The sequence below is a fragment of the Streptomyces sp. NPDC000345 genome, from assembly GCF_042898825.1.
GTDB lineage: Bacteria > Actinomycetota > Actinomycetes > Streptomycetales > Streptomycetaceae > Streptomyces.
On the sequence record NZ_JBIAZE010000014.1, the window covers coordinates 19212 to 39783 of the forward strand.

Consider the following 20572-nt stretch of genomic DNA (forward strand, 5'->3'; position numbering starts at 1 on the left):
AGCCGGGGGCTTGGGCGCGGGTTCACCAGGGCATGGACACGCCGCCGTTCGGGCGGAGGATCTGGCCGGTCGTGAAGGCCGACGCGTCGGAGGCCAGGTGGAGTACGGCGTGGGCGATGTCCTCCGGCTCGCCGACGCGTCCCAGGGGCGCCATGCGCGCCATGAGCGCCTCCGTGTGCGCCTGTGCGCCGGGGGCGTGGCGGTCGGTCATGGGGGTGCGGATCCAGCCCGGGGCGACGGCGTTGACGCGGATGCCGTGCCGGCCGACCTCGGTCGCCAGGGTCTTCGTCAGCTGGACCACCGCCGCCTTGGCGACGCCGTAGCAGAGCAGGCCGGGGCCACCGGTGTCCACGGCGCCCGAGGCCATGGTGACGATGCTGCCGCCGGTGTCGCGGGCGAGCATCAGCCGGGCGGCCTCCTGGCAGGCGTACAGCACACCCTTGAAATTGACGGCCAGCACCCGGTCGAGGTCTTCGTCCCGGGTCTCCAGGACGGGGCTGCGGTGCATGATCCCGGCGACGGCCGCCATCACGTCCAGCCGCTCGCAGGACTCCACGGCCCGGCGGACCTGGGCGCGGTCGGTGACGTCGAGGTGGTGGGTGTGGGCGGTGCCGCCCTGGCCCTTGATCAGGGTCGCCGTCTCGTGCAGGCCCTGGGCGTCCCGGTCCGCGCCGTGCACGGTGGCGCCGGCCCGGGCGAGCAGAAGGGCGCAGGCGCGGCCTATCCCGCTCGCGGCGCCGGTGACGAATGCGGTGCGTCCGGTGAGGTCGTACGCCTTCACGCCCATGAGGGGACGGTACGAGGGTTTCTGACGGGTCGTCAATTGGTCGTACGGTGGTAGCGCTCGCGCCAGCGCTGCGGGGAACCCGGCGCCGGGGCGGGACCCGACTGGCAGGTGGGGCACCAGTACGTGGGGCGCTCCTGGGCCCCGTCGCCCTGATCGGCCACCCGGATCCGGGTGTGGCAGCGCAGGCAGGGGCGCGGTGCGCGGCCGTACACGAACAGGTCCTGGTCGCGCAGGCCCGTGGTCCGGCGGACCGGGCGGTCGCGGTTCACCTCCAGCAGCCGCTGGGCGAGGCCGGGCAGCTTCGCGGCGCGGTCCTCGGGAAGCGCGCCGACGGGGAGCCAGGGGGTGACGCCGAGCAGGAAGCAGAGCTCGCTCTTGTACACGTTGCCGATGCCGGCGAGGTTGCGCTGGTCGAGCAGCGCCTCCCCGAGGGTGCGGGCGGGGTCGGCGAGGAGGTGCGCGAGCGCGAGGTCGGGGTCCCAGTCCGGGCCGAGGAGATCGGGGCCGAGGTGGCCGACCACGCTCTCCTCTTCGGTGGTGCGCAGCAGCCGCATGACCTGGAGGCGGTAGCCGACGGCGGCGCGGTCGGCCGTACCGAGGATCACCCGGATCTGGTGCGCCGGACCGCCCTTCCAGCGTTCGCCGGTGCCGTAGACCTTCCAGGCGCCCTCCATACGCAGGTGGGTGTGCAGGGTCAGGCCGCCCTCGACGCGCGTGAGCAGGTGTTTGCCGCGCGGCACCGTGTTCAGGACGTGGCGGCCGGTCAGGTCCACCGTGGCGTACTTGGGGACCCTGAAGTCGCTGGTGGTCAGCACCTTGCCCGCGAGCGCGCCGTGCAGTCGCTTCGCGGTCTGCCAGACCGTGTCACCCTCGGGCATGTGTCAAGGGTGGCACGAGGGCCGCACCCGGGGCTCGGCCGTCATGCGCGCAGCCGCAGGCCCCGGGGGGTCGCGATGAAGCCCGCTCCTTCCAGGAGGACGCCTATGGGGGACGTCAGGGCCGAGGCGCCGTTGATCCGCTCGACCGTGACCGTGCCGAGAGAGCCCGCGCGGGCGGACAGGGCCAGGGCCTCGGCCGCGTCCCGCAGGCGGGGGTCGTCGGTGGGGGTGTCCGCCGCGTCCGCCGCGTCCGGGGCGGAGGGCCAGGCCAGCAGGGTCTTGCCGCCGCGCTCCATGTAGAGCGTCAGCTCGCCGTCGACGAGCACGACCAGGGACCCCGCCTTGCGGCCCGGCTTGTGTCCCGCCCCCGTGGGCGGCTCGGGCCAGCTCAGGGCGGCGCCGTACGCGTTCGCCGGGTCGGCGGCGGCGAGGACGACCGCCCGGGAGGCGGGTGAGGGGGCGTTGCGGCGGCGGTGGGGAGCGGCTGGTCCGTACGAGGAGGCCGGGCCCTGGGGGAAACCGTCGCCGCGGCCGCGGGGGCCGCCCGCGCCGGGGGAGGCGAAGTCGCGCGGTGAGCCGTACTCGCCCGGTGCCGCCGGGCCGTCGGGCACGGGGGTCTCCCACTGCGTGTCCAGGGGCGGGAAGCCGTCGGTGAACGCGTCGGTGAAGGCGTCGGGGGTGAACGCGTCGGGGACGGCGGCCCGCGCGCCGGCCGGGCCGGGCAGGGGCTCGTCGCGGTCGCGGGCGTTGGCCACCGCGCGCAGCCGGTCCACGGCACCGTCCATCGCGAACTGCGCGGCACCGAGGCCCTCGACGACATAGCCACGCCTGGCCTGACCGCTCTCCTCGAAGGCGGACAGGATGCGGTACGTCGCCGAGAAACCGCCCTCGACTCCCTCGGCCGCGACCGCGCCCCGGGTCACCACGCCGTGCCGGTCGAGGAGCGTGCGGGCGAGGGCGTGGGCCCGGACGGTGGGGTCGGGTTCGAGGGCCGGAAGGAGGGACCAGCGGCCGGCGACGGTCGGGGGGCCGCTGCGGGAGGCGGGGCGGGCGGCGGCCGTCAGGGAGCCGTAGCGGCCCCGGGGGATCGTGCGCTTGGCGCGGTGGGCGGTGGAGCCGGCCGTGCGGCCCGAGCCCAGCAGGGAGCGCATCGGGGTCAGGGTGTCGTTGGTCAGGCGGCCGGACCAGGCCAGGTCCCAGACGGCGTCGGCGAGTTGCGGATCGGTGGCGTCGGGGTGGGTGGTGGCGCGGACCTGGTCGGCGATCTGGCGGAAGAACAGGCCGTAGCCCCCGGAGAGGGCGTCCAGGACGGACTGGTGCAGTGCCGTCAGCTCCAGGGGGTGAGGCGGGGGCAGGAGCAGCGGGGCGGCGTCCGCCATGTACAGGGAGACCCAGCCGTCCTTGCCGGGGAGCGCGCCCGCGCCCGCCCAGACGACCTCTCCGGCGGCGGTGAGCTCGTCGAGCATGGCGGGGGTGTAGTCGGTGACCCGGGAGGGCAGGACGAGCCTCTCCAGGGCCGAGGCGGGCACCGAGGAGCCCTGGAGCTGTTCGACGGCGCGCACCAGACCGTCGGGGCCGCGCAGGGAGTGACCCTTGCCGATGTGCTGCCACTGGGGCAGGAACTGGGCGAGGGCGGGCGGCGGCACCGGTTCGAGTTCGTGCCGCAGGGCGGCCAGCGAACGGCGGCGCAGTCTGCGCAGGACGGCCGCGTCACACCACTCCTGGCCGATGCCAGCCGGGTGGAACTCACCCTGGACGACGCGCCCGCTCGCCGCGAGCCGCTGCAGGGCGCCCTCGGTGACGGCCACGCCGAGGCCGAAGCGGGCGGCCGCGGTGGCCGAGGTGAACGGGCCGTGGGTACGGGCGTAGCGGGCGAGAAGGTCACCGAGCGGGTCCTTCACCGGCTCGGTGAACGCCTCGGGGACGCCGACGGGGAGCGCGGTGCCGAGCGCGTCGCGCAGCCGCCCCGCGTCCTCGACGGCCGCCCAGTGGTCGGCGCCGGCGACGCGGACGCGGATGGCGCGCCGCGCCGAGGCCAGCTCCTGCGCCCAGTGCGGTTCGGCGCCGCGCCGTGCCAGTTCGGCGTCGGTCAGCGGACCGAGGAGACGGAGGAGGTCGGCGACGCTTTCGGTGTCCTTCGCGCGGCGGTCCTCGGTGAGCCACTGGAGTTCCTGTTCGAGCTCGGTGAGGACCTCGGCGTCCAGCAGTTCGCGCAGCTCCGCCTGGCCGAGCAGCTCGGCCAGCAGCCGCGAGTCCAGCGAGAGGGCGGCGGCGCGGCGCTCGGCGAGGGGTGAGTCGCCCTCGTACAGGAACTGGGCGACGTACCCGAAGAGCAGCGAGCGTGCGAAGGGCGACGGTTCGGGGGTGGTGACCTCGACCAGGCGGACCTTGCGGGACTCCAGATCGCCCATCAGCTCGACCAGGCCAGGGACGTCGAAGACGTCCTGGAGGCACTCGCGGACCGCTTCCAGGACGATCGGGAACGAGCCGAACTCGCTGGCCACCTGGAGCAGTTGCGCGGCCCGCTGGCGCTGCTGCCACAGAGGGGTGCGCTTGCCGGGGTTGCGGCGGGGCAGCAGGAGCGCACGGGCTGCGCACTCCCGGAAGCGGGCCGCGAACAGGGCGGAGCCGCCGACCTGGTCGGTGACGATCTGGTCGACCTCGCCCTTGTCGAAGACGACGTCCGCCGCGCCGACGGGAGCCTGGTCCGCGTCGTACTCCGTGCCGGCCTTGACCGGGGCCTGGTCGAGCAGGTCCAGGCCCATGAGGTCGGCGTCCGGCAGACGCAGGACGATGCCGTCGTCGGCGTGCATGACCTGGGCGTCCATGCCGTACCGCTCGGAGAGCTTCGCGCCGAGCGCGAGCGCCCACGGTGCGTGCACCTGGGCTCCGAAGGGGGAGTGGACGACGACCCGCCAGTCGCCGAGCTCGTCGCGGAAGCGCTCCACGACGATCGTGCGGTCGTCGGGGACATGGCCGCAGGCCTGGCGCTGTTCGTCCAGGTAGGAGAGCACGTTGTCGGCCGCCCACGCGTCCAGGCCCGCGGTGAGCAGGCGCAGCCGCGCGTCGTCCTTCGGCAGGGAACCGACCTCGCGCAGGAACGCGCCCACGGCGCGGCCCAGCTCCAGGGGGCGGCCCAGCTGGTCGCCCTTCCAGAACGGGAGGCGGCCCGGGACGCCGGGGGCGGGTGACACCAGCACACGGTCGCGGGTGATGTCCTCGATGCGCCAGGAGCTGGTGCCGAGGGTGAAGACGTCGCCCACGCGGGACTCGTAGACCATCTCCTCGTCGAGCTCGCCGACCCGGCCGCCGCCCTTCTTGGGGTCGGCGCCCGCGAGGAACACGCCGAAGAGACCGCGGTCGGGGATCGTGCCGCCGGAGGTGACGGCCAGACGCTGGGCGCCGGGGCGGCCGGTGACCGTACCGGCGACGCGGTCCCACACCAAGCGCGGGCGCAGCTCGGCGAAGGCGTCGGAGGGGTAGCGGCCCGCGAGCATGTCCAGGGTGGCCGTGAACGCGGACTCGGGGAGGGAGGCGAAGGGGGCGGCCCGGCGGACCGTGGCGAGCAGGTCGTCCACCTGCCAGGTGTCCAGGGCGGTCATGGCCACGAGTTGCTGTGCCAGGACGTCCAGGGGGTTGGCGGGGATCCGCAGGGACTCGATGGACCCGGTGCGCATGCGCTCGGTGACCACGGCCGCCTGGACCAGGTCGCCGCGGTACTTGGGGAAGACCACACCGGTGGAGACCGCCCCCACCTGGTGTCCCGCGCGGCCCACGCGCTGGAGGCCGGAGGCCACGGAGGGCGGGGACTCCACCTGGACCACCAGGTCCACCGCGCCCATGTCGATGCCCAGCTCCAGGCTGGAGGTGGCGACCACCGCGGGGAGACGGCCCGCCTTGAGGTCCTCCTCGACCAGGGCGCGCTGTTCCTTGGAGACCGAGCCGTGGTGCGCGCGTGCGATGACGGCCGGGGCGCCCTGGGCCGCTCCTGAGCCGCCCATGAGTTCCGCCGGGGCGTGGTGCTCCTCGAGGGACTGGCCGGTGGCGCGCTCGTAGGCGATCTCGTTGAGGCGGTTGCACAGGCGCTCGGCCAGGCGGCGGGAGTTCGCGAAGACGATCGTGGAGTGGTGGGCCTGGATGAGGTCCGTGATCCGCTCCTCCACATGCGGCCAGATCGAGGGGCGTTCCGCTCCCTCGGAGCCGTCGGCGACGGGGGAGGCGCCCAGTTCGCCCAGGTCCTCCACGGGCACCACGACCGACAGGTCGAACTCCTTGCCCGACTTCGGCTGGACGATCTCCACCTTGCGGTGCGGGGAGAGATAACGGGCGACCTCGTCGACCGGACGGACGGTGGCGGAGAGGCCGATGCGGCGGGCCGGCCTGGGGAGCAGCTCGTCGAGTCGCTCCAGGGTGAGGGCCAGGTGCGCGCCGCGTTTGGTGCCGGCGACGGCGTGGACCTCGTCCAGGATGACCGTGTCGATGCCCGTCAGCGCGTCGCGGGTGGCCGACGTCAGCATCAGGAACAGGGATTCGGGGGTGGTGATCAGGATGTCCGGGGGGCGGGTGGCGAGGGCGCGGCGCTCGGCGGGCGGGGTGTCGCCGGAGCGGATGCCCACCTTGACCTCGGGTTCGGGCAGGCCGAGGCGGACGGACTCCTGGCGGATGCCGGTCAGCGGGCTGCGGAGGTTGCGTTCCACGTCGACCGCCAGGGCCTTCAGGGGGGAGACGTAGAGGACCCGGCAGCGCTTCTTGGGGTCGGCCGGCGGGGGAGTGGAGGCGAGCTGGTCCAGGGCGGCCAGGAAGGCGGCGAGGGTCTTGCCGGAGCCGGTGGGGGCCACCACCAGGACGTCCGAGCCCGCGGCGATGGCCTGCCATGCGCCTGCCTGGGCCGGCGTGGGCGTGGAGAAGGCGCCCGTGAACCAGCCGCGGGTCGCGGGGGAGAAGGCGCTGAGGGCCTCGTGTGCGGAGCTCGCCATGCGTCCATCCTGCACCCGGGGAGTGACAATGGCTGTGACCTGCGCGTATGTGCCCCGGGCCGTGGTCTCGGGTGGGTCGGGTCGTCGTGTCGGGGCGTCCGCACGGGTGCGGGTGGGCGCCCGGCGGGGGTGCGCGGAGAATGGGGGTGTGGTGGGGTCCGGGTCTGCTGAGCTGGCGCGGCACTGGCAGTACGCCGAGTTGCCGGGTGTGGATCTGTTGCGGGCTCGGTATGTGCGGAAGACGTTCGTGCGGCACACCCACGAGCACTTCGTGATCGCTGCCATCGCCGAGGGGGTGGAGGTCTTCCAGCACGGCGGTGGGGATCAGTACGCGGGCGCGGGTGCGCTGGCCCTGGTCAATCCGGACACGCCGCACACCGGGCGGGCGGGGGTGCCCGAAGGGTGGCGGTACGGGGCGGTGTACCCCTCGCCGGAGGTCGTGGCGGGGATCGCGGCGGAGACGACGGGGCTGCGCGGCACTGTGGGGTTCGTCCGTCCGGTGCTCGACGATCCGTACGCCGTGGGGCTGGTGCACCAGGTGCTGCGGGCCGCGGACGAGGGCAACGCGCTGGCCGCCGACACCTTGCTGCGGGTGGCGGTGACGCGGTTGCTCCGGCTGAACGGCGGAACCCTGCCGCAGCGCCGGGTGCGTACGGCGGGGGCGCGGTTCGCTGTCCGCGCGCGGGACGTGCTGGAGGAGCGGATGGCCGAGCCGCCGACGCTGGAGCAGTTGGCCGCAGACCTCGGTACCGGTCCGTTCGCCCTGCTGAGGGCGTTCCGGGAGGTGTACGGGATGCCCCCGCACACCTGGCTGACGGACGCGCGCGTGCGACGGGCGCGGCGGTTGCTGGACGCGGGGACGGCCCCCGCCGAGGCGGCGGTCGCGGTGGGGTTCACCGATCAGCCGCACCTCAACCGTCACTTCGCGCGGATCGTGGGTGTGCCCCCGGGCGCGTACCAGCGTGAGCGCAAGAACGTACAAGACGCGCGCGTGGAGCCGTTCTAGCGTCCGAAGGGTGCGACAAGAAGAACAGACAGCTGTGTCGGTGGTGGGGGCCGGGCCCGTCGGGAAGCCGGACCCGGCCGTGGTGCGGGACGCCCTCGGGGTCGGCGTCGCCGTGGGACTGTCCGGGTTCGCCTTCGGCGTGACCTCGGCGGGCAGTGGGCTCACCGTGTGGCAGACCTGCGCGCTGAGCCTGCTGGTGTTCACCGGAGCCTCCCAGTTCGCCCTGGTCGGCGCGCTGGCGGCGGGCGGCAATCCGCTCACCGCGGCCGCGGGCGCCTTCTTCCTGGGGGTGCGCAACGCGTTCTACGGACTGCGGCTGTCGGAGGTGCTGGTGCTTCCGCGCGCGGTGCGTCCGCTGGCCGCGCAGTGGGTGATCGACGAGACGGCGGCCGTGTCGCTGGCGCAGACCGGGCGGCGCGCGGCCCGGATCGGCTTCGCCGTCACCGGGGTGAGCCTGTACGTGCTGTGGAACCTCACCACACTGCTGGGCGCGCTCGGGGCCGAGGCGATCGGGGACACGGACGCGTGGGGACTCGACGCGGCCGGGCCGGCGGTCTTCCTGGCGCTGCTCGCGCCCATGCTGAGGACCGGCACGGAGCGGACTGTCGCCGGGCTCGCGGTGCTGCTGGGGCTCGGACTGCTGCCCGTGGTGCCGGCCGGGGTGCCCGTGCTGGTGGCCGCGCTCGCCGCGCCGGCCGTTCTGTACGCCCAGGGACGGCGGAGGAGCGCGCGGGACGGGGAGTGTGGGTGATGGGCGTCTGGATCGCGATACTCGCCACCGCCGTGGGCTGCTACGCCGTCAAGCTCGCCGGGCTGCTCGTGCCGGCGGGTGTTCTGGAGCGGCCCCTGGTCAGAAGGCTCGCCGCCCTGCTTCCCGTGGCCCTGCTGGCCGCTCTCACGGCTCAGCAGACCTTCGCCGACGGGCCTGCGCTCGTCCTCGACGCGCGGGCCGCGGGGCTGGCCGCGGCCGCCGTGGCGCTGGTGCTGCGGGCGCCCTTTCTGCTCGTGGTCGCGGCAGCCGTGGTGGTCACGGCGGGGGTGCGCGCCCTGGGCGGGTGAGGGAGCCCCGGGTGAGGCGCCGCTGTCCGCGCTCAGCCGATCGCGCGGCCGTGGGCCCTCAGGGTGCGCAGGGCCTCGATCGTCACCGAGGAGCGCGCCTCCAGGGCGGGGGCCGGTGCCCACTGGCGCCAGCGGACCGGCCAGCCGCCGTCCTCCTGCTGCTCGTCCGCGAGGAAGTCCAGGGAGCGGGCCATCTCGTCGTCCGTGAACCACGCGCGCGCGAGGGATTGCGGAGTGCGCGCGTAGTCGTGCGGGAAGTGGTGCTCGCCCGGGGCGTAGCCGGGAGCCACTGGACAGGCGTCCGGACGGTCCGGGTCCAGTACGGCGAGGCGCTGGGCGCGCACCAGGCGGCCCAGGCGGTCGGCGGCCGCCTCCGCGCGCGGGCGGTCCGGGGCAAAGTCCAGGAAGGTGACGGCGGCCTCGATCTCGTACGGGTGTGAGTGCTGTAGGGAGTCCACCGCCTGCCAGCAGAAGTCCGTGGCCCGGAACAGCCAGGCGTGCCAGACGTCGTTGCGGTGCAGCAGGCCGACCACGGGGGCCGTGGCCAGCAGGTCGCTGGGCGGGTCGTCCACGATCGGGATGAAGGGGGCGGCGGGGTATCCGCGCTGGCTCGGATCGATCGCCGGCAGCGCGCCGTCGGCGGTGGAGACCGAGGTGAGGTAGCGGCACACCCGCTCCACGCGCTGTCCGCCGAGGCGGCCGATGGAGTCCAGGACGCGCAGGGCGTGCGCGGTGTGCAGCGGCTGGCTCACGGGGCCCCGCAGGTCGGGTTCCAGCGCATGGCCGTACCCGCCGTCCTCGTTGCGGTAGGCGTCGAGCGCCGCCTCGACGGCATCGGCGCCGCCGCGCAGGAAGTCGTGGGCGAACAGGCGCTGCTCCAGCACGCGCGCGGTGAGCCACACGAAGTGCTCGGCGCGGAAGAGCGGGGAGCGCGCCGAGGGCGTCGGGGGGAGTGGGGGTGCTCCGGTTTCGGCCATGCGTCAGACCGTAGGGCGGAAAGCGGTCTCGCCAGGCGCTCATAGCGGGGGCCACCCCCGGGCGCGGGATACTGGAGTCATGCGGTTGACGGTCTTCTGGCAGCGGATGGACGAGCACTTCGGCGCGGGGTACGCCGAGACGTTCGCACGTGATCACGTGATGACGGAACTCGGCGGGCGCACCGTGCACGAGGCGCTGGCGGACGGCTGGGAGGCCAAGGACGTCTGGCGCGTGGTCTGCGCGGTGATGAACGTTCCGCACGAGAGGCGCTGATCCAGGGGGAAGATCACCCGGGGTCCCGCATTGTCGGTGGCGTAGGCGAGACTTGACCCGTGGCACCCACTGACGAGACCGGGCAGGCCGCCCGGCACGCATCCCCGTCCGGCACGACGCCGCCCGACCGGCCCCCGGCCGACGGTGCCGTCGCCTCGGGCGATCGCATGCCGCGCTGGCTCCCGCGGGCGATGGTGCTCGCGCTCGCGCTCCTCGGTGTGTTCCAGCTGGGCACCTGGGCCTTCCACCAGCTCATCGGCCTGCTGCTCAACATACTCATCGCGTTCTTCCTCGCTCTCGCCGTGGAACCGGCGGTGAGCCGGATGGCCGCCCGCGGGATGCGCCGGGGGCTCGCCACGTTCCTGGTCTTCTTCGGCCTGCTGATCGTGGTCGCCGGTTTCTTCACGCTGCTCGGCTCGATGCTCGCGGGGCAGATCATCAAGATGATCGAGGGCTTCCCGGAGTACCTCGACTCCGTGATCAACTGGGTCAACACCACGTTCCACACCGAGCTCCGGCGCGTGGACATCCAGGAGGGCCTGCTCCACTCGGACTGGCTGAAGAAGTACGCGCAGAACAGCGCCGCCGGGGTCCTCGACGTCTCCACACAGGTCCTCGGCGGTCTCTTCCAGCTGCTGACGATCGCCCTGTTCTCGTTCTACTTCGCCGCGGACGGACCGCGTCTGCGGCGCGGGCTGTGCTCCGTGCTGCCGCCCGCCAAGCAGGCCGAGGTGCTGCGCGCGTGGGAGATCGCCGTCGACAAGACCGGCGGCTACCTGTACTCACGCGGTCTGATGGCACTGATCTCGGGGGCCGCGCACTACGTACTCCTGGAGGCGCTGGGCATCCCGTACGCCCCCGTGCTCGCCGTCTGGGTGGGCGTGGTCTCGCAGTTCATCCCCACCATCGGCACCTATCTCGCGGGCGCCCTGCCCATGCTGATCGCCTTCACCGTCTCCCCGCTGTACGCGCTGTGGGTGCTGCTCTTCGTCGTGGTCTACCAGCAGTTCGAGAACTACGTGCTCCAGCCCAAGCTGACCTCCAAGACCGTCGACATCCACCCCGCGGTCGCCTTCGGCTCGGTCATCGCCGGCACCGCCCTCCTCGGTGCCGTCGGCGCCTTGATCTCCATCCCGGCCGTCGCCACCCTCCAGGCGTTCCTGGGCGCGTATGTGAAGCGGTACGCCGTCACCGACGACCCCCGCGTCCACGGCCACCACCGCCGGGGCGAGGGCCCGCGGCTGCTCCGGCGCGCGCGGGGTCTGTGGGCGGGTGCGCGGCAGCGGCGGGGGGCCGGGCAGGGGGACGACGCGGAGAACGGCTCGGGCTGAGGCGCTCGCGGCGGCACCCGCCCTCGGAGGACGGATGCCGGTACGTGGGTGCCGCTTGACACGAAAATCGAACATCTATTCTTATGGGGGCTCCGGCAAGGCTCACGACGGGAACTACGTCCCGGTTCGGGTAGGTAAGTACCCGAGTTATCCACAGGCCGGACCGGCGTCGGGGCGCATTGTCAGTGGCAGGCGTTAGCGTCTTTGACGTGAAGCGATCGACTCAAGCAAACCGGGTGGAACCCATGGCAGGAACCGACCGCGAGAAGGCCCTGGATGCCGCTCTCGCACAGATTGAACGGCAATTCGGCAAGGGCGCGGTCATGCGCATGGGCGAGCGGTCGAGGGAGCCCATCGAGGTCATCCCGACCGGGTCGACCGCGCTCGACGTGGCCCTCGGCGTCGGCGGTCTGCCGCGTGGCCGTGTCGTGGAGATCTACGGACCGGAATCCTCCGGCAAGACCACACTGACCCTGCACGCCGTGGCCAACGCGCAGAAGGCCGGCGGCCAGGTCGCCTTCGTGGACGCGGAGCACGCCCTCGACCCCGAGTACGCGCGCAAGCTCGGCGTCGACATCGACAACCTCATCCTCTCCCAGCCCGACAACGGCGAGCAGGCCCTGGAGATCGTGGACATGCTGGTCCGCTCCGGTGCCCTCGACCTGATCGTCATCGACTCCGTCGCCGCGCTCGTCCCGCGCGCGGAGATCGAGGGCGAGATGGGTGACAGCCACGTCGGTCTGCAGGCCCGTCTGATGAGCCAGGCGCTGCGGAAGATCACCAGCGCGCTCAACCAGTCCAAGACCACCGCGATCTTCATCAACCAGCTCCGCGAGAAGATCGGCGTGATGTTCGGCTCCCCGGAGACCACGACCGGTGGCCGCGCGCTGAAGTTCTACGCCTCGGTGCGTATCGACATCCGCCGCATCGAGACCCTGAAGGACGGCACCGAGGCGGTCGGCAACCGCACCCGCTGCAAGGTCGTCAAGAACAAGGTCGCGCCGCCCTTCAAGCAGGCCGAGTTCGACATCCTCTACGGCCAGGGCATCAGCCGCGAGGGCGGCCTGATCGACATGGGCGTGGAGCACGGCTTCGTCCGCAAGGCCGGCGCCTGGTACACCTACGAGGGCGACCAGCTCGGCCAGGGCAAGGAGAACGCCCGCAACTTCCTGAAGGACAACCCCGATCTCGCCAACGAGATCGAGAAGAAGATCAAGGAGAAGCTCGGCGTCGGCGTGCGTCCCGAGGAGCCCGCCGCGGAGCCGGGCACGGACGCCGCGGCAGCCCCGGGCGCGCCCGCGGACGACGCCAAGACGGTTCCGGCTCCCGCCGCCAAGACCGCCAAGACCAAGGCCGCGACCGCCAAGAGCTGATCCGTGACACGACGAACGGACTGGGCCGAGTACGACGCCCGTCCCGGCGCCCCCTGGGAGCCGGGGGGCGGGGGCCACGACGGCCCCGCCCGGGGCGACGACCGGCTGGGCGGCGGCCCGGGCCATGGTGACGGCGGGCGGTACGGCGGTGACGGCGCGGGCGGTGACGGCCCGCACCGTGGCGGCCGGGCGGCCGGACGCGGCGGCGAGGGCGGTCCGCGCGGCGGGCGCGGACGTCGTCGCCGCGGCTCCGGGGAACCGCCCGCCGAGGACGGAGGCGCCTTCTCCTCGTCGAGGGCCGAGAAGGGGGAGCCTTCGGGAGACCCGGCTGAGCGGGCGCGGGCGATCTGTCTGCGCCTGCTCACCGGGACCCCGCGCACCCGGAAACAGCTGGCCGACGCCCTGCGCAAGCGGGAGATCCCGGACGACGTGGCCGAGGAGGTGCTCTCGCGGTTCGAGGAGGTCGGGCTGATCAACGACAGCGCCTTCGCGGACGCCTGGGTGGAGTCCCGCCACCACGGCCGAGGGCTGGCCCGGCGCGCGCTCGCGCAGGAGCTGCGGACCAAGGGGGTCGACTCGGCGCTGATCGACGAGGCCGTCTCCCAGCTCGACTCCGAGCGGGAGGAGGAGACCGCACGCGACCTCGTCGCCCGCAAGCTGCGCTCGACCCGCGGTCTGGAGCGCGACAAGCGGCTCCGCCGCCTCGCGGGCATGCTGGCGCGCAAGGGCTACTCGGAGGGCATGGCCCTGCGGGTGGTCCGGCAGGCGCTGGAGGAGGAGGGCGAGGACACCGAGTCCTTGACGCAGGACGGGTTCTGAGTCCTGCGCAGACCCATGAGTCACCCCGTCAGCCCGCTGATCACCGGGCTCGGGACCGGCTCCGGAGCGACGTGCTCCCCCTGCCGAGGACGCTGCCCCTGTGTGCCGAGGGCCCTGGTGCCGCTCACTGCCAGTCCTCCGGGCGCTCGACCTGCTCCAGACGCAGGATCTGTCCCGTACGGCTGAAGCGGCGGATGCGCGGCAGCGGCGGGTAGTAGGCGTGGACGGAGACGGCGTGCTCCTCGGTGGACTCGTTGAGGACCTCGTGGACGTGGTGGCGTCCGAACGCGCGGCCCCGGCCGGCCGGCAGGGTGCGCTCCCGGTCCACGCCGTCCGTCAGCTCCAGGGTCTTCCAGCCGTCGGTGGGCAGCCGCACGGCCAGCGAGTACTCCTTGAGCTCACCCTGTGCGGTGGTGAAGGCACCCACCGAGTCCGCGTGGTCGTGCCAGCCGGTGCCCGTGCCGGGCGGCCAGCCGATCAGCCACGCCTCGCTGCCGCCGGGCCCTTCCAGGCGCACCCAGGTGCGGCCCTCGGGGTCGAGGGGGAGGGAGGCGATCAGCCGGGCGTCGGCGGCCGTGCGCCGGACGAAGTCGAGGAGGTCCGCCTGGGTGGGCGCGGCCACGGCCGGGGACAGGGAGGGGGAGACAGACACGGGTACCGTCCTGAGAACGTTCGCGGGAGCGCGCGGCAGCGCACGAGCGCACAGCGGCATCGGCGGCGCACGCCGGTGGAGGAAGGGGATGCGAGTTCAGCAGGACGGACGACACACGCAGCCCGCATAGCGGACGAGGTCCATATGGACCCTCCGCCACAGGCGCACATCGGTGTCGGTCACGATCGGGAGTACACCACGCCGGTGGTGACCGGTCAACCGACCGTCACCATGCGGACAGCACGGTGACGATGAGTACCCTCCTCCGGTTGTCGTACCGAAGAACGCAGGTGGCGCGAGTCCCGCTCACTGCGCCGCCGAGCCTGCCGTCGCCTCCTCCGACGCCTTGCCGCCCACCGCCGCCTCCGCCGCCGCGTACAGGTCGGCCGGGCGCACCCCGTTCAACGCGGTGACCAGGTGCCCGTCGGGCCGCACCAGCAGCACGGTGTGGGCGGCCGCGCCCGGGTAGCTCTCGGCCACCAGCAGCTCGGCCGGGCTCGGCAGGGCCGTCACGGCGGCGGCCAGCCGGGGCATGATCCCGGCACTCACCCAGTGCCGGCGCTCCCACACACCCGTACCCGGCGCGATCAGCACGACGAGCAGCGCGCCCCGGCCGAGCCGGTCCCGCAGCCGTACGAAGGAACCGTCCTCGGCGGTCACCCGCACGTCCTCGACCGGCGCGCCGGCAGGGGTGCCCACGGGCACCTCGGCCTCCAGGAGCCGGGGCGCGAGCGGCGAGCCGGCATAGCCGCCCGGCGTGCCCAGCTGTCCGCGCCCCAGATGCCCTTCGCTGAGCAGCACATCGTGTCCGCGAGCCGTGCCGGGCACGTACGACCTTATGCCGCCGCCCCCGCGCAGCAGCGGCAGCACCTGGTCGGCCGCGCGCAGCCGGGCGGCGACGACCGCGCGGCGCTCGGTCTGGTAGCTGTCCAGCAGCGTCTCGTGCGGACCGTGATGCCAGGCCAGGGCCAGTTTCCAGGCGAGGTTGTCGGCGTCGCGCAGCCCCTCGTCGACCCCCTGCGTGCCGAGTGTGCCGAGCAGGTGCGCGGCGTCACCGGCGAGGAGGACCCGGCCCACGCGCCAGCGGCGAGCGAGCCGGTGGTGCACGGTGTGCACGCCGGTGTCGAGCAGTTCGTACTCCGGTGTCGGGCCCTCGCTCCAGCCGGTCAGGGTCTCGCGGACGCGGGTCAGCAGCAGCTCGGGGGTGACGAGGTCCTTGCCGGGCGGGAGCAGCCAGTCCAGACGCCAGACGCCGTCCGGCAGCGGACGGGCGGTGACCTCCCCGGCGGAGGGACCGGTCATCCGCCACGGCGGTGACCGATGGAGCAACGCCTCGCCGTCCCACGGAAGGTCCGCGCGCAGCGCGGCCACGGCGTGTCGCTCCACCGCCGTACGGCCGGGGAAGCGGATGTCGAGGAGTTTGCGGACCGTGGAGCGGGGGCCGTCACAGCCGATCAGATGGCTGCCGCGCCACCAGGTGCCCTGAGGGCCGCGGGTGCGGGCGGTGACAGCGGAAGGTTCCTGCTCGATCGTGTCCAGGCGGCTGTCCACGGCGAGTTCCACGAGTCGCTCGCCGGCGAGGGCGGCACGCAGGGCGCCGGTCAGCACGTGCTGGGCGATGTGCAGCGGGGCCGGTTCGCCGTCCCCGAACGTGACCTCGCGCGTCACCTGGCGGCGGCGCATCGCCCGCCATCCGGTCCAGCGCAAGCCCGCCTCGTCCAGGGAGATCCCGGTGAGCCGCTCCATGAGGGCGGCGGTGTCCTCGCGCAGCACGACCGTGCGCGCGAGCCGTGGCTCGTCCTGGCCCGGTCCCTCGTCGAGGACGACGGACGGCACCTCCTGGCGGGCCAGAGCCAGGGCGAGGGTGAGCCCCACCGGCCCTGCTCCGACGATGATCACCGGGTCCACGGCGTGGCGCTCCCTGCCTTCGACGGTGTCCTCGGGGACGTGAGTGAACAACAGGTTGGAGCAGGGTGCACGATCACAGAACGTATGCAACCCATTGTCGTTGTTTGCGTCAAGCGACGAAAGGCAGTGGCGCGCGCCACTGCCTTTCGTGAGGTCACATCCCCTGAGTATGCGTCACATGCCGGCGCCTCCGGCACCGGAGCCGTAGGAGCCGCCGACCTCGGCCGCGTTGAGCTCGTCCACGTCCTCGACGCCGAGCACCGCGCCCGTGCTGCGCTTGCTGCGCCGCAGACGGCGCTCCAGCCAGCTCGCGAAGCTGGTCAGCAGGAAGTTCAGCAGGACGAACATGGCCGCGACCACGATGAAGCTGGGGATCGGGTTGGCGTAGAACGCCGCGAGCGTGCCGCGCGAGTTGAGCAGCTCGGTGAACCCGATCATCACACCGCCGAGCGCCGTGTCCTTCACGATGACCACCAGCTGGCTCACGATCGCCGGGAGCATGGCGGTGACCGCCTGCGGGAGCAGGATGCTGCTCATCGTCTGACCCTTGCGCAGACCGATGGCGTACGCCGCCTCCGTCTGCCCCTTGGGGAGGGACAGGATGCCCGCCCGGACGATCTCGGCGAGGACGGCCGCGTTGTAGAGCACGAGGCCGGTGACGACCGCGTAGAGGGGCCGGTCCTCGCTGGTGACGTCCGTGGAGCGGGCGTAGAACTCGTTGGCGAACAGCATCAGCAGCAGCACCGGGATGGCCCGGAAGAACTCCACCACCGTGCCGGACGCGGCTCGCACCCACCGGTGCTCGGACAGCCGGGCGATGCCGAAGACCGCGCCGAGCGGAAGGGCGATCACCATGGAGAGCGACGCGGCCTTCAGGGTGTCGGCGAGGCCGGGGAGCAGGTAGGTCGTCCACGCCTGTGACTCGGTGAACGGCTTCCACTGCGCGGACGTGAGGAGGTCCTTCGCCTCCATCTTCTGCCACACCCACCACAGGAGCAGGACGAGGAGGACACAGAAGAGCACCGAGAAGAGGACGTTGCGCCGTCTGGCGCGGGGTCCGGGTGTGTCGTAGAGGACCGAGCTCATCGCTTCACCGCCAGTCGCTTGCCCAGCCAGCCCAGGATGAGACCGGTCGGCAGGGTCAGTACCACGAACCCGAACGCGAAGACCGCGCCGATGGCCAGCGTCTGCGCCTCGTTCTCGATCATCGTCTTCATCAGGTAGGCGGCCTCGGCGACGCCGATGGCGGCCGCCACCGTGGTGTTCTTGGTGAGCGCGATCAGGACGTTGGCCAGCGGGCCGATGACCGCGCGGAAGGCCTGCGGCAGGACGACGAGGCGCAGGGTCTGGCTGAAGTTCAGCCCGATGGCCCGGGCGGCCTCCGCCTGTCCGAGCGGCACCGTGTTGATGCCGGAGCGCAGCGCCTCACAGACGAAGGCGGCGGTGTAGGCGACCAGACCCAGCACGGCCAGCCGGAAGCCCCGGATCTTGAAGTCCTCGGAGCCCATGGTGACACCGAAGACGTCGGCCAGGCCGAGCGAGCAGAAGAGGATGATGACCGTCAGGGGGATGTTCCGGACGATGTTGACGTAGGCGGTGCCGAACACGCGCATCAGCGGGACCGGGCTGACCCGCATGGCGGCCAGCAGGGTGCCCCAGATCAGGGAGCCCACGGCGGAGAGGGCGGTGAGTTTCACCGTCATCCAGAACGCCCCGAGGACGTCGTAACCTTCAAGAAAGTCGAACACGATCTCCCGCGCTTCCGGGTGGGTGGCGTATGTGGAGGGCGGGGCGCGCCGCCGCCGTGATCGCGACGGACGGCGGCGTGCCGCAGGAAACCCCGCTGGGCTGGACTGTGCTTACGAGGCGTTCGGGACGATGACGCCGATCTTCGGGGCGGGCTCGTTCTTGTAGCCCGCCGGGCCGAAGTTGGCGTCGACCGCCTTCTGCCAGGAGTTGTCGCTGACCATCTGCTCCAGCGCCTTGTTGATCTTGTCGAGGGTCGCGGTGTCGCCCTTCTTGACGCCGATGCCGTAGTTCTCGTTGCTGAGCTTGAGGCCCGCGAGCTTGAACTTGCCCTTGTACTGGTCCTGCGCGGCGAAGCCGGCGAGGATCGAGTCGTCGGTGGTCACGGCGTCCACGGCGCCGCTCTGCAGGCCGGCGATGCACTCCGAGTAGGAGCTCACCTCCTTGAGGTTCGCCTTCGGGGCGATCGACTTCTGGACGTTCTGCGCGGAGGTCGAACCGACCACGGAACACAGGTTCTGACCGTTGAGGTCCGTGCCCTTGGAGATCTTCGAGTCGGACTTGACCAGCAGGTCCTGGTGGGCCAGCAGGTACGGGCCGGCGAAGTCGACCTTCTGCTTGCGCTCGTCGGTGATCGAGTAGGTGGCGGCGATGAACTTCACGTCACCGCGGGCGAGGGCGTTCTCGCGGTCGGCGCTCTTGGTCTCGACGAACTCGATCTGGTCCGGCTCGTAGCCGAGCTGCTTGGCGACATAGGTGGCGACGTCCACGTCGAAGCCGGCGAAGGATCCGTCGGGCTTCTTCAGGCCGAGGCCGGGCTGGTCGTACTTGATGCCGACCTTGATCTTGCCGCCGCCGCTGCCACCGGTGGAGCTGCTGCTGCCCTCGTCCTTGTTGTCGCCGCCGCAGGCGGTGGCGGACAGCGTGAGCGCGAGTACGACGGCCGAGGCGGCGGTGACCTTGCGAAGCTTCATGTCTACTTCCTTAAGGGTGATGAAGGACTGTGGGCGGTGCGGATACGCGTCGGAGAGGCGTCAGTGGTGCAGGATCTTCGAGAGGAAGTCCTTGGCACGGTCGCTGCGCGGGTTGCTGAAGAACTGCTCCGGCGCAGCCTCTTCGACGATGCGTCCGTCCGCCATGAACACCACGCGGTTTGCAGCCGATCGTGCGAAGCCCATCTCATGGGTGACGACGATCATGGTCATGCCGTCCTGGGCGAGCTGCTGCATGACTTCCAGGACCTCGTTGATCATCTCGGGGTCGAGAGCCGACGTCGGCTCGTCGAAGAGCATGACCTTCGGGTTCATCGCCAGCGCCCGGGCGATGGCGACGCGCTGCTGCTGGCCGCCCGAAAGCTGGGCGGGGTACTTGTCGGCCTGGGTGCCCACGCCGACCCGGTCGAGGAGGGCGCGGGCCTTCTCCTCGGCCTGCTTCTTGTCGGCCCTGCGGACCTTGACCTGGCCGAGCATCACGTTCTCGAGCACTGTCTTGTGCGCGAACAGGTTGAACGACTGGAAGACCATGCCGACGTCGGCCCGCAGCCGGGCCAGCGCCTTGCCCTCCGCGGGCAGAGGCTTCCCGTCGATCGTGATGCTGCCCCCGTCGATCGTCTCCAAACGGTTGATGGTGCGGCACAGGGTCGACTTTCCGGACCCGGAGGGCCCGATGACCACGACGACCTCGCCGCGCGCGATCGTCAGATCGATGTCCTGGAGTACGTGCAACGCGCCGAAGTGCTTGTTGACATTCTTCAGGACGACGAGTTCGCCGGGCGGGGCGGCGTCTTCCTTGGCCATCGATACTTCGGTCATCGCTCTCAGGCTCCGTCCTCCTCGGTTTCGGAGGACAGTAGTGAGCGGCCCCGACCAGCGTCATTACATCTGAGGGGAATCTGAGCATCACGATCCGATAGCAATCGGACACGTGTCGTAGCACTGGTGACCTGCGTGCGTATCGGGCGGGTAACGGAAGCCACGCGCAACCGGAACCCACTTGACTGCGTCCTCGTCCATCAGCGTGACTGCCATGGTGCGCACGCGCGCGTGTCCGCATTTGTATCCAAACAGACCAAACAGTCGATGAATCGGAGGGGGCCTGGATGAGACTGCTCCTCGTCGAGGACGACAACCATGTCGCCGCCGCGCTGTCCGCGGTCCTCAAGCGGCACGGTTTCGACGTCACGCACGCCCGCAACGGCGAGGAGGCGCTCCAGGCGCTGGTCCCCGAAGGCCCCGGCTTCGGGGTCGTCCTGCTCGACCTCGGTCTGCCCGACCAGGACGGTTACGAGGTCTGCGGCAAGATCCGCAAGCGCACCGCCACCCCGGTGATCATGGTGACGGCCCGCTCCGACGTACGCTCCCGCATCCACGGCCTCAACCTGGGCGCCGACGACTACGTGGTGAAGCCGTACGACACCGGAGAGCTGCTCGCCCGGATCCACGCCGTCAGCCGGCGCACCGTCCCCGAGGACGTGGCCGCGGGTGGCGAGGACGCGCTGCGGCTGGGCCCGGTGCAGATCGAACTGCCCACCCGACGCGTCACGGTCGACGGTTCGGTTGTCCAGCTGACCCGCAAGGAGTTCGACCTGCTCGCGCTGCTCGCCCAGCGCCCCGGCGTCGTCTTCCGGCGCGAGCAGATCATCAGCGAGGTGTGGCGCACCAGCTGGGAGGGGACCGGGCGCACGCTGGAGGTGCATGTCGCCTCCCTGCGGGCCAAACTGCGCATGCCCGCCCTCATCGAGACCGTGCGCGGCGTCGGGTACCGGCTCGTCGCCCCGAGTGCGTAGC

General features: G+C 72.1%; 19 protein-coding genes. 8 read left to right on the plus strand and 11 right to left on the minus strand.

The genetic code is table 11. The features are described from left to right. Positions 1-22 precede the first annotated feature (22 nt). From ACFY30_RS29080 to ACFY30_RS29090, 3 genes are read right to left on the minus strand one after another with little or no spacing between them, the layout of a single operon-like run. A complete protein-coding gene (locus ACFY30_RS29080; protein WP_390848126.1) occupies positions 23-787 on the minus strand; it encodes an SDR family NAD(P)-dependent oxidoreductase in 765 nt (254 codons plus the stop codon). Between the two features lie 32 nt (positions 788-819). Beyond that, a complete protein-coding gene (locus ACFY30_RS29085; protein WP_390848127.1) occupies positions 820-1665 on the minus strand; it encodes a DNA-formamidopyrimidine glycosylase family protein in 846 nt (281 codons plus the stop codon). A gap of 41 nt (positions 1666-1706) precedes the next feature. Further along, positions 1707-6641, minus strand: a complete 4935-nt coding sequence (locus ACFY30_RS29090) for an ATP-dependent helicase (protein ID WP_390848128.1) — start codon at positions 6639-6641, stop codon at positions 1707-1709. Between the two features lie 148 nt (positions 6642-6789). Here ACFY30_RS29090 and ACFY30_RS29095 point away from each other — a divergent pair, with 148 nt between their 5' ends. The 3 genes from ACFY30_RS29095 to ACFY30_RS29105 are packed head-to-tail and all read left to right on the plus strand — an operon-like array spanning position 6790 to position 8706. Further along, positions 6790-7647, plus strand: coding sequence for an AraC family transcriptional regulator (locus ACFY30_RS29095; RefSeq protein ID WP_390848129.1), 858 nt, complete (start codon positions 6790-6792; stop codon positions 7645-7647). A gap of 10 nt (positions 7648-7657) precedes the next feature. Beyond that, the gene (locus ACFY30_RS29100) at positions 7658-8398 is read left to right on the plus strand and encodes an AzlC family ABC transporter permease (RefSeq protein WP_390848130.1); all 741 of its coding nucleotides are present in this window, start codon (positions 7658-7660) and stop codon (positions 8396-8398) included. Further along, positions 8398-8706: an AzlD domain-containing protein gene (locus ACFY30_RS29105; protein ID WP_390824269.1), complete on the plus strand. Its 309-nt coding sequence runs from the start codon at positions 8398-8400 to the stop codon at positions 8704-8706. The genes ACFY30_RS29100 and ACFY30_RS29105 overlap by 1 nt, the downstream gene beginning before the upstream one ends. 32 nt (positions 8707-8738) lie before the next feature. Here ACFY30_RS29105 and ACFY30_RS29110 read toward each other — a convergent pair whose 3' ends face one another. Then, positions 8739-9683, minus strand: coding sequence for a hypothetical protein (locus tag ACFY30_RS29110; protein WP_390848131.1), 945 nt, complete (start codon positions 9681-9683; stop codon positions 8739-8741). 79 nt (positions 9684-9762) lie between these two features. Here ACFY30_RS29110 and ACFY30_RS29115 point away from each other — a divergent pair, with 79 nt between their 5' ends. From ACFY30_RS29115 to recX, 4 genes are all read left to right on the plus strand, one after another. After that, positions 9763-9957: a DUF3046 domain-containing protein gene (locus ACFY30_RS29115; RefSeq protein WP_390661943.1), complete on the plus strand. Its 195-nt coding sequence runs from the start codon at positions 9763-9765 to the stop codon at positions 9955-9957. Between the two features lie 59 nt (positions 9958-10016). Next, a complete protein-coding gene (locus ACFY30_RS29120) occupies positions 10017-11288 on the plus strand; it encodes an AI-2E family transporter (protein ID WP_390848132.1) in 1272 nt (423 codons plus the stop codon). A 245-nt stretch (positions 11289-11533) separates the two neighbouring features. After that, positions 11534-12661 carry a recombinase RecA gene (recA, locus tag ACFY30_RS29125; protein WP_390848133.1) on the plus strand — a complete coding sequence of 376 codons (1128 nt, stop codon included), beginning with the start codon at positions 11534-11536 and terminating at the stop codon, positions 12659-12661. Positions 12662-12664: 3 nt separating this feature from the next. Further along, complete coding sequence (recX, locus tag ACFY30_RS29130) at positions 12665-13480, plus strand: recombination regulator RecX (RefSeq protein ID WP_390848134.1); 816 nt, start codon at positions 12665-12667, stop codon at positions 13478-13480. Positions 13481-13604: 124 nt separating this feature from the next. Here recX and ACFY30_RS29135 read toward each other — a convergent pair whose 3' ends face one another. The 7 genes from ACFY30_RS29135 to ACFY30_RS29165 all read right to left on the minus strand — a co-directional run bounded on the left by ACFY30_RS29135 (position 13605) and on the right by ACFY30_RS29165 (position 19597). Next, positions 13605-14132 carry a cysteine dioxygenase gene (locus ACFY30_RS29135; RefSeq protein ID WP_390848135.1) on the minus strand — a complete coding sequence of 176 codons (528 nt, stop codon included), beginning with the start codon at positions 14130-14132 and terminating at the stop codon, positions 13605-13607. 96 nt (positions 14133-14228) lie between these two features. Continuing rightward, positions 14229-14315, minus strand: coding sequence for a putative leader peptide (locus ACFY30_RS29140; RefSeq protein ID WP_311605579.1), 87 nt, complete (start codon positions 14313-14315; stop codon positions 14229-14231). Between the two features lie 123 nt (positions 14316-14438). Beyond that, the gene (locus ACFY30_RS29145) at positions 14439-16040 is read right to left on the minus strand and encodes an FAD-dependent monooxygenase (protein ID WP_390848263.1); all 1602 of its coding nucleotides are present in this window, start codon (positions 16038-16040) and stop codon (positions 14439-14441) included. Between the two features lie 174 nt (positions 16041-16214). Beyond that, on the minus strand, positions 16215-17126 hold the full coding sequence (locus tag ACFY30_RS29150) for an amino acid ABC transporter permease (RefSeq protein ID WP_390848136.1): 912 nt from the start codon (positions 17124-17126) through the stop codon (positions 16215-16217). After that, positions 17123-17788, minus strand: coding sequence for an amino acid ABC transporter permease (locus ACFY30_RS29155; protein WP_390848137.1), 666 nt, complete (start codon positions 17786-17788; stop codon positions 17123-17125). The genes ACFY30_RS29150 and ACFY30_RS29155 overlap by 4 nt, the downstream gene beginning before the upstream one ends. Before the next feature lie 111 nt (positions 17789-17899). Beyond that, positions 17900-18760 carry a glutamate ABC transporter substrate-binding protein gene (locus tag ACFY30_RS29160; RefSeq protein WP_390848138.1) on the minus strand — a complete coding sequence of 287 codons (861 nt, stop codon included), beginning with the start codon at positions 18758-18760 and terminating at the stop codon, positions 17900-17902. Positions 18761-18820: 60 nt separating this feature from the next. After that, positions 18821-19597, minus strand: coding sequence for an amino acid ABC transporter ATP-binding protein (locus ACFY30_RS29165; protein ID WP_390848139.1), 777 nt, complete (start codon positions 19595-19597; stop codon positions 18821-18823). Positions 19598-19884: 287 nt separating this feature from the next. Between ACFY30_RS29165 and ACFY30_RS29170 the strand changes: the two genes are divergently transcribed. Then, entirely contained in the window at positions 19885-20571 is a 687-nt protein-coding gene (locus ACFY30_RS29170) for a response regulator transcription factor (protein ID WP_390661934.1), read from the plus strand. Position 20572: the final 1 nt, after the last annotated feature.